Origin of the sequence: Mesorhizobium sp. M1A.F.Ca.IN.020.06.1.1, assembly GCF_004023265.1 — a bacterium.
GTDB lineage: Bacteria > Pseudomonadota > Alphaproteobacteria > Rhizobiales > Rhizobiaceae > Mesorhizobium.
Genome location: NZ_RZSR01000002.1, coordinates 18,551 through 27,097, shown reverse-complemented (window position 1 = coordinate 27,097; position 8,547 = coordinate 18,551). Strand labels below are relative to the sequence as shown.

Here is an 8,547-nt window from a genome sequence, read left to right as displayed (position 1 = left end):
GGCTGGTCCTGTGCAGCAATGCGTCGATGGTTTACTTCGCTTTGGATTCGCTCCGTGTGGCAGTCGTCACGACGCTGGCCTGTTCGCTGCTGCTTCAGGCCGGCTACTTCGGCCGCGTGCTCTTTCTGATCTGGCAGTCCTCTAGCCGCGCTCGTGGAACTCGCCACAGGGGCCAGCATGCCGATGGTTACAGGAAAGCTCGGGTACCAGTCGTCTGACTCTGATCAACTGCGGAATGCAATTTTCAGCTGTGTCCCGGCTTGGTCGAATGCCCAGCATGTGCTGCTGCTTTGATGCGCGGATGACAGGATCAGTGCTCAGACCCACACCAATTTTGGTCACCCTCTGATGACTGAGCTGATCGTATAGGGAATCTGTGTTCGGCTAACACGCGACCATACCCCTGGGCTGACCGGTGCGTAGCAGGTTCAGGTACTTTTTTGCTGGAGATAGCATGCTGGAAAAATTCGAACGTTATCCGCTCACCTTTGGACCCACGCCGATCGAGAGGCTCGACCGCCTCGGCAAGCATCTGGGCGACAAGGTGGAAATCTACGTCAAACGCGAGGACTGCAACTCCGGTCTCGCGTTCGGCGGAAACAAGCTGCGCAAGCTCGAATACATTGTGCCCGACGCGATCGCGTCAGATGCCGATACGCTCGTCACAATCGGTGGCGTGCAGTCCAACCATACGCGCATGGTCGCTGCGGTCGCCGCCAAGATCGGCATGAAATGCCTCCTGGTCCAGGAGAGCTGGGTCCCACATGATGATGCTGTCTACGACCGGGTCGGCAATATCCTCTTGAGCCGCATCATGGGGGCAGAGGTGCGCCTGGTTGACGAGGGCTTTGACATCGGCATCCGCCGCAGCTGGGAAAAGGCACTTTATGAAGTCAAGGCAAGGGGCGGCAGGCCATATGCGATACCTGCCGGCGCCTCTGTCCACAAATACGGCGGCCTGGGCTATGTGGGGTTCGCTGAGGAGGTGCGTGCCCAGGAAGAGCAGCTTGGGTTTGCCTTCGACTATATCGTCGTCTGTACGGTGACTGGTTCAACCCACGGCGGCATGCTCGTCGGGTTCGCCAAGGATGGTCGACAGCGCAACGTGATCGGTATCGATGCCTCCGCCATGCCCGCCAAGACCAAGGCGCAGGTGCTTGGCATCGCCCAAAATACAGCGAAGCTCGTCCACCTCGGAGCGGAAATTGTCGAGGCAGACGTGGTGTTGTTCATGGACTACGCGTACCCGGGTTATGGCGTTCCATCGGAGGAAACCAAAGAGGCAATCCGTTTGTGCGCGCGGCTCGAGGGCATGATTACGGACCCCGTTTACGAGGGCAAATCGATGCAAGGGATGATCGACCTCGTCCAGAGGGGCTTCTTTCCACAGGGATCGAGGGTCCTCTACGCACATCTAGGCGGCGCACCGGCGATCAACGGGTACGGCTACACCTTTCGCAACGGCTGACGTTCGGCAGTCTGCGATTCCGCGGTCGCGCTCGAACGTGGGTAGGTAGCGTCGTTCGAGCGCTTGGCTGGAGAAGTGGAGGCAGCGACGGGCATCCACTAATTGGTACCATTACGTGCTGTCGGTGCTCAACGCCACGCGCATTGAGCGCATGCCGCCGTTGGCAACCGCGAGGCGAATTTTGACTCCGGGGCAAGAATCCACACGCGGCGGTGGCGGCACGAGGACCAAGCCGGCGAGTTCGCGCTTTCGAACTGGCGCCAAACTGCCACTGCTCGAGGGCCGAGGCCAGTCTAATCACAGGCGAGCCGTCCAAGCTCTCAAGAGTGATAGGGCGAAACCCGACAGCGGCAGAAGACATGTCGGGTTCACGACAATCGGCCGCATTTGGCCTCGTGGAGAATTTCAAAGCATTTCCCGCCGCTTACCGGAGCTGAGGGAATTGGCACCTCCGTTGCAGCTTGATGTGCGGCAACACGGTGAGAGCTTCGCTGAAGCAAGCCAGAGGGAGCGATGCCCTCGAGACCGTGTCCGATTTTGACTGGAAAATATTCCGCGACAAAAGAGACGAAAGGTGTGGAATGACTTTGGACACCAAGATGGAACTGCGTATGGGGTCCCCGGCTCCTGCGATCAAAGTGGAGAACTGGCTGCGTGGCGAGCCCCTCACGAACTTTCGGCCCGGCAAGGTCTACCTCGTTGAGTTTTGGGCGACTTGGTGCGGACCATGTGTCGACGCCATGCCCCATTTGATCGAACTGCAGGAGAAATATGAAGGCAGCGGATTTGAGGCGGTCGGAGTTGCCGCCTGCGAACAGGGTCCTACCGCAGACGAGGCGCGGACCAACGTGGATGCCTGGCTGACCGAGGAGTTCCCGAATCTGAATTATCGTATCGGGTTCGATTACATTGGCGAAATGAACAAGCTCTGGATGGATCCCAGCTCTTCGATTGGGATTCCCACCTCGTTCGTGGTCGACCGCGACGGCCACATCGCTTTTATCGGCCACCCGGCGGAACTCGATGACGTTTTGCCGAAAGTCCTTAACGGCAGCTGGCGCAGCAGCTATGAAGCGAAAGCCGCCGATGCAAAGCGCATCGCGCATAACCAACTTGCAGCGCGCGAAATGTCGCTTACCGGGCCGATATACGCCAAACTTGAGCCGGCGATGCAGGCCGAGGATTGGACGGCGGCGCTCTTGGCCATCGAAGAAGGCCTCGCCTTGATGCCAGACTCTTGTGAGTTCCGGCAGATTCATGCGGATCTTCTGCTTCACAAGCTGCGCGACATCAAGACCGGCATGCCGGTCATGCGAGAATTGGTCGAGGACGCGATCGACAAAACGTCCGACGCGGTGTCGTGGATGGCCTTGGCCCTCAACCAACTCTTCGATCCCACGATGGACAATTCCCATCTTCCGCGCGCGGAGCGCTTTGCGATGGGCAACGAGCTCTCGGAACAGATACTGGCACTCAATCCCCCGAACGGCGATGGCCCGTTTAAATACCTCCGGTACCTCCCGGTAGCTCAGTATTATTACGAGAGCGGCAACAAAGATCGCGCAATCGAGTTGATCGAGGTGGCACTGAAATCGGTGGACCGGCTGGGGCCAATTCCGGACCACACCAAACAGTACTATCTCACCTCGTTGCTCCAAGCCCTGGCCAACTACACGGGTGAGCCTGCCTGTCACGCGGGTCTCTGTGTGGCTCCGCAAAACAAGACTTCCGAAACTCAAAACGCTGTCACTTCCTGAGCAAGGATCGCGAAGGGCATGACAATTGGAATTGAACACCGGCAAATCCGCCCATCGAAGCTCTCTTCGCAGCAAGTATGTCGATGCAGCAGGGCGGCGGCTTGCGGAAGGTTGGATTTCAATTGCGTTGACCACCGGTCGGATCGCGGCGCAGACGATGTGCGCCGCGAATTCGCGCCGCAGGTCTCGCACTCGTGGACATGTCGAGGTCGGCCACGGGGCACTCTTGGGGTTGGCCCGCCCAAGCCATTCGTCGGCCACGCAAGCGGACCCGGAGTGGGCATCGCAGGAAAAGGAAATCGTACCTCGAAGACGAAGACTGAAATGACGAACAACGAAATTCCTCCGGTTGGCCCTGCTGTCCACGGGGACGACGAGGCCCTTGCTTCCCCGTTCGTCAAATGCCTCCTGCGGCTCATTCGTACTCAGGATTCCTTCGGCTTATGGGAAGGCCATTCGGATGCCGAGCTGCTGGCCGAGTTCATCATCACCAAGCAACAGCAACGTGCGGTACCCTTTGGCGGCGATCCCGATCCTGACGCGCTGTGGAGGCTCGACATGTTTACACCGCCGTAGCGCTTGCGATCGAGGAGCGCTCCGGCGTGTCGACGTCGCCAATAATTGGAATGAAGCCCCTGCGGGCTTCCAGCGGTTGGGCGTTCTGTCGAGACGTCCACCGGTTCGGCTTCGAGACTTTCCGCAAACTTGCTGAGGCCGGTACGAAACTGGTCGACGATGCGACTGCAGCCATTGAAGCCTAGCCCGAGATGGAGCGCATCAACAAAACCATTGTTCCAGGAAGGATCTATGTCAGACCTAGATAAGATGAGGAAGAAAGTCCGAAAGCTCCAGTTGCGTGCAGCTATTGCCAAGATGGCATTGCAGGACCTTGTCGAGGGTCTGCCGGGCAAGTGGGCCGACATACAGGAAGTCGCCGAGAAAACCCAAGCCGTTTATGCCGAGTTGGATGTTGCCAAGAGAGAACTCGCTTCAATGAAGAATTTAGGATGATGCGCACATTCACCACCCGTGACGGCTCCATTTGGATGCCGTCGTACCTGACCTCCATCGATAGCAAACCTGCATCGGCTGCTGCCGTTGTTTCAAGGTCTGCTCGCGCGATGTCATGCATCTTCACGGCGTTGATGATGCGGGTGAAATCCTCGCCCCTGCGATGACGAGGACGACGATTTCGACGGCAAGCTCAATCGCATGATCATGGTTGTCGATGATGCCGGCCGCTGCATAGGCTGCGGAGCCTGCGGCCGCGTCTGCCCCAAGAACTGCCAGACGCATGTTGCGGCCGACGAGCTCGCAACATGATCTGGCGAAAACCAGGAGAACGGCGTTGCACTTCATCTTTTTGTCGGCTCGTGGGGCTGGTCCTGTGCAGCAATGCGTCGATGGTTTACTTCGCTTTGGATTCGATCCGTGTGGCAGTCGTCACGACGCTGGCCTGTTCGCTGCTGCTTCAGGCCTGCTATTTCGGCTGCGTGCTCTTTTTCGCGGACGTCGATGATCTGTAGAACTGTTCATTCGCTCCGCAGAGGGCCGGCGAATCCAATCTCTTCCTAAGCCCGTTGGCCGTAATCGAAAGACACGGGGCCGGCGAGTTCGTGCTCAGCTGCCACTGTGCTAGCAAGGGAACGGAATCCAATCCCGGAGCAGATGGCCAGAGTTGAGCGAAGACTGCGGTCGGAGCTCCTGCGCTTCCGGGTCTCCAAGGGGACGACTTTGCGAACCGAAGGGACTTTGAACCGTTGACGTGGCCAGCGTGCGGTAGGTTGGGCCAGCGACAGGGATCCCGGCCGGCCGGGAAGCACCGCCCTCTCAATGTGCGTTGACTTCGCTTCCTTTGGCGAAATGTGGGTAACGGCGAGGGCCGCACTCTTCCCGGGCCGTCGACATTCCCGCCCTTTTGGTGCGTGCGCCGTTAGGCGCGACAATTCGGTGCCCGCGTGTAACTGCGCGCATTCGCCGAAGCTTAGACGTGGTGCATTCCCGCTCGCCCGTTTGGCGGACAGTTCCGGCCGTGCTGGTTTTGCCGCCTAACGCCCGCCGCTCGTCACTGCCACACCCCTCTCCGGCAACGGCTCGGCGCATCGCGCAAGCCGGTTTAGCGATCAGGCCAGGCCCTTCGCGAGTTCCAACGCCTGCCGTTCGAAGAGGCGGCGGTAAATGCCACCATCGAGATTGATCAGGGCGGCATGATCGCCGTCCTCCATGATGCGGCCACGGTCGAAGACGAGCAGCCGATCGAGCGAGCGGACCGTCGACAGCCGGTGTGCGATGACGAGTGTGGTTCGGCCCACCATCAACCGATCCACCGCTTGTTGAATGAGCACCTCGGATTCCGAATCGAGGCTCGATGTGGCCTCGTCCAGAATAAGGATCGGCGCGTTCGCGAGGAAGGCGCGCGCGATCGCCACGCGCTGGCGCTCGCCGCCGGAGAGCTTCAAACCCCTTTCGCCGACCAATGTCCCATAGCCCTTCGGCAGGGGCGCGATGAATTCGTGGGCACTTGCCAGTCGTGCCGCTTGCTCGATCTCGGCCTGGCTCGCGCCAGGCCGGCCATAGGCGATGTTCTCGGCAAGCGACCTGTGAAACAGGATCGGCTCCTGCTGCACGATCGCGATCTGCGAACGAAGGGACTCTTGGGTCACCTCCGAGACGTCCTGACCGTCTATCAGGATCCGGCCGCCGCTCAGGTCGTAGAGTCTCTGGATCAGCTTCACGAATGTTGTCTTGCCGGAACCGGAGGGTCCAACCAACCCAACCCTTTCGCCAGCTTCAATCGACAGCGAACATTCGCTATAGAGCGGCAGGGGATGGTTGGCGTAGCGGAAGTGGACGTTCTCGAAATCGATACGGCCGTTCGTGATCCGGATCGGCTTGGCCTCTGGACGATCGGCAACATCCACCTGCTGATTGTGGATGGCCACCAGTTCTTCCATATCATTAACCGAGTGCTGCACGTTGCGGACATGCATGCCGGCATCACGCAGATAGCCCTGCAGGACGATGAAGGACGTGAGAACATATGCTATCTCGCCCGGCGTTGCCTGTCCATGCGACCACAGAAGCAGGGCATATCCGACCACCGCCACCCTGAGCGCAACCAAAGTTACGCCTTGGGTTGAGCCGATGATCGTTCCGCGCACCCAGCTCCGGCGCGCGCGGTGCCGCCATTTCGTCATGATATTTGCAAGCCGCTCGTCTTCGCGAACCTCTGCGCCGAAGCCCTTGACCACAGCGTTGCAACTGACCGCGTCCGCAAGCGCGCCGCTGAGCCTTGTGTCCCATCGGTTGGCAAGGCTCGCCGCTGGCGCGACATAGCCGAGCGACAGCGAAATCGAAAACGCAAGGTAGACGAGAGAGCCGCAAGCAAAGATCACGCCCATGACCGGCCAGTGCCAGCCGAGCAGCACCGTCGAGCCGATCAAGATGACAAACGACGGGAGCAGCGTGACGAGTATCGTGCTGTTGAGGAGGTCGAGCGCCCACATGCCGCGCGTTATCTTGCGCACTGTCGAGCCGGCGAAGCTGTTTGCATGCCAGTCTGTCGAAAAGCGCTGCACATGATGGAACGCTTCGGTCGCGACGTCGGAAATCATTTTCAACACCAGGTCGCTCAGGCCAATGAAGGCGACGTGGCGCATGGCAATGCCACCGAGTGCCAATGCAATCGGTACAGAGAATGCTGCAACAGCTGAATCCGAAGCTGGTGCTGCCGCATTAGCAGCACGAGAAACAGCGTCGATGAGTCGGCCAGAATAGAGCGGCATCAACACGTCAGCCAGCGTGGAGGCGAGCATCGCGGTCATGATGATCGCGAGCCGGGCCGGCTGCCTGTTCCAGAGGCGAACAGTGAAGGCGAAAACGTCGCGACAAGTGGCGCCGCGCCCATGGACGGGGAAACGTCTCATAGTTTCCAAGCGGGCGCATCAACACGCTCGGTCCCAAAGACGATAAAAGACAAAACTGGAATTTCGACCTCCCCCATAACAGCATCAATTTTGGCGGGCAGCTCTTGCCGCCTCACGACGGTGAGTTCAAAAGTCGTGCCAACTGAGCGGGAACATCCGAAGGACAAATTCAGCAGGTTACCGAGCCTGGAGAAAGTCAGCCGCCATCCAGTCGATACGATTGCTACGGCTGCTCAACTCGGGAGATTGGAAAAGAAGGTCGATGTATCGATTGAATTTTGAGCTTGTTCTTGCCTCGATCAAATAAGTACAGTTGCAATGCAGCTTTCTCAGGCCCGGCACTTAGGTGCTGATTTCAAAAGCGCGCCGCGAATACTTTCCTGCCCATATTCCGTCAATCGAATGCTCGACTGTCGGATTGTGCGCTCCCCGACACAGTGCTGTCGGTTCGCCTCCTGGGTACCTCCCCCGTCGATTGACGACCTGAAGGAGAAGCTTCGCTCGCAAGCTGGCACGACTCTTGAGGGTACTCCAGGTGGCGGAAGGAACTCCGGCTCGAGTCCCGTTGACTTCGGATGTTGCGAGGCTGGGTTGGAGCAAACTGTGCACCAATGAGAACGCAATGAAGGAGACATCATGGAACTCCGGCGGATTGCGGTGGAGTTAGACCTATTCCTCAAGATGACTGATGATGTCGCTCAATCCGAACAGTTGTTCGAACTGTTGTCTGCGTTTGCGCTGAATTTCGATTGCCCGTGGATTGCCTATGGGCCGCTCGCATCAGAGAGGGCTTTCAAGCCGAACCGAGAGGGTTCTGTGGTGATGTGGAATTATCCTGCTGAATGGCAGGAGCGCTACTCGAGAATGGGCTATGCCAAAATAGACCCCCTCATCAAGAAAGGTCGAAAGGAGGCGGGACCCTTTCGATGGAGCGAGGTGTATACTGATGAAAACATAACTGAAGATGGACGCCGCGTCTTGGACGAAGCAGCAACATTCGGCTTGAGGTCAGGCGTTACCGTCCCATTACATGGCCCTGGTGGCAGCTTTAGGTTTGTGAGTTTTGCTCAATCCTCGGACTGCGAATTGCAGAATAGAGCGATCACCTACCTGCAAATGGCCGCGCTGCGGTTTCATCGGATGGTTACGAAGTTCGACACTACGACTGCGTCGGAACGAGCTCATAACCTGTCTCCGAGAGAAATAGAGTGCATTGATTTGGTGTCACAAGGAAAATCATCTTGGGAAATAGGAACTATTTTAGGCAGATCACGAAATACGATAGATTTCCATTTAAAAAATGTAATGCGGAAGTTGGATGCGACCAGCAGAACGGTAGCTGTTGTAAAAGCTTTGAACCTTGGGATTATCCAACCGCCGTAGGTGCGCAGCTAGT

General features: G+C 58.2%; 8 protein-coding genes and 2 pseudogenes. 9 read left to right on the top strand and 1 reads right to left on the bottom strand.

Features of this window, described 5'->3' with window-relative positions; all coding sequences use genetic code 11:
- The 7 genes and pseudogenes from EOA60_RS00380 to EOA60_RS00350 all read left to right on the top strand — a co-directional run.
- Positions 1-218 (top strand): exopolysaccharide production repressor protein (locus EOA60_RS00380; protein ID WP_348632696.1); only part of this gene is annotated, 218 nt, incomplete at its 5' end.
- A 236-nt stretch (positions 219-454) separates the two neighbouring features.
- On the top strand, positions 455-1,468 hold the full coding sequence (locus EOA60_RS00375) for a 1-aminocyclopropane-1-carboxylate deaminase (protein ID WP_024505903.1): 1,014 nt from the start codon (positions 455-457) through the stop codon (positions 1,466-1,468).
- Positions 1,469-2,067: 599 nt separating this feature from the next.
- Positions 2,068-3,225 carry a TlpA disulfide reductase family protein gene (locus tag EOA60_RS00370; RefSeq protein WP_128311008.1) on the top strand — a complete coding sequence of 386 codons (1,158 nt, stop codon included), beginning with the start codon at positions 2,068-2,070 and terminating at the stop codon, positions 3,223-3,225.
- 324 nt (positions 3,226-3,549) lie between these two features.
- Positions 3,550-3,986: pseudogene (locus tag EOA60_RS00365) on the top strand (DUF269 domain-containing protein).
- A 46-nt stretch (positions 3,987-4,032) separates the two neighbouring features.
- Positions 4,033-4,236 carry a CCE_0567 family metalloprotein gene (locus EOA60_RS00360; protein WP_063169367.1) on the top strand — a complete coding sequence of 68 codons (204 nt, stop codon included), beginning with the start codon at positions 4,033-4,035 and terminating at the stop codon, positions 4,234-4,236.
- Positions 4,233-4,548, top strand: a pseudogene (fdxB, locus tag EOA60_RS00355) (ferredoxin III, nif-specific). Before EOA60_RS00360 ends, fdxB begins: the two are co-directional and overlap by 4 nt.
- Positions 4,545-4,751: an exopolysaccharide production repressor protein gene (locus tag EOA60_RS00350; protein ID WP_082826584.1), complete on the top strand. Its 207-nt coding sequence runs from the start codon at positions 4,545-4,547 to the stop codon at positions 4,749-4,751. Before fdxB ends, EOA60_RS00350 begins: the two are co-directional and overlap by 4 nt.
- Positions 4,752-5,348: 597 nt before the next feature.
- Here EOA60_RS00350 and EOA60_RS00345 read toward each other — a convergent pair.
- Positions 5,349-7,151 (bottom strand): ABC transporter ATP-binding protein, encoded by a 1,803-nt coding sequence (locus EOA60_RS00345; RefSeq protein ID WP_063169366.1) that lies wholly within the window; start codon positions 7,149-7,151, stop codon positions 5,349-5,351.
- On the opposite strand from EOA60_RS00345, the gene EOA60_RS00340 reads away from it, so the two are divergent.
- Both EOA60_RS00340 and EOA60_RS00335 read left to right on the top strand, forming a co-directional pair.
- Entirely contained in the window at positions 7,131-7,433 is a 303-nt protein-coding gene (locus tag EOA60_RS00340; protein ID WP_127262113.1) for a hypothetical protein, read from the top strand. The genes EOA60_RS00345 and EOA60_RS00340 overlap by 21 nt on opposite strands.
- Before the next feature lie 354 nt (positions 7,434-7,787).
- Positions 7,788-8,534: a LuxR family transcriptional regulator gene (locus tag EOA60_RS00335; protein WP_063169365.1), complete on the top strand. Its 747-nt coding sequence runs from the start codon at positions 7,788-7,790 to the stop codon at positions 8,532-8,534.
- The last annotated feature ends 13 nt before the right edge of the window (positions 8,535-8,547 follow it).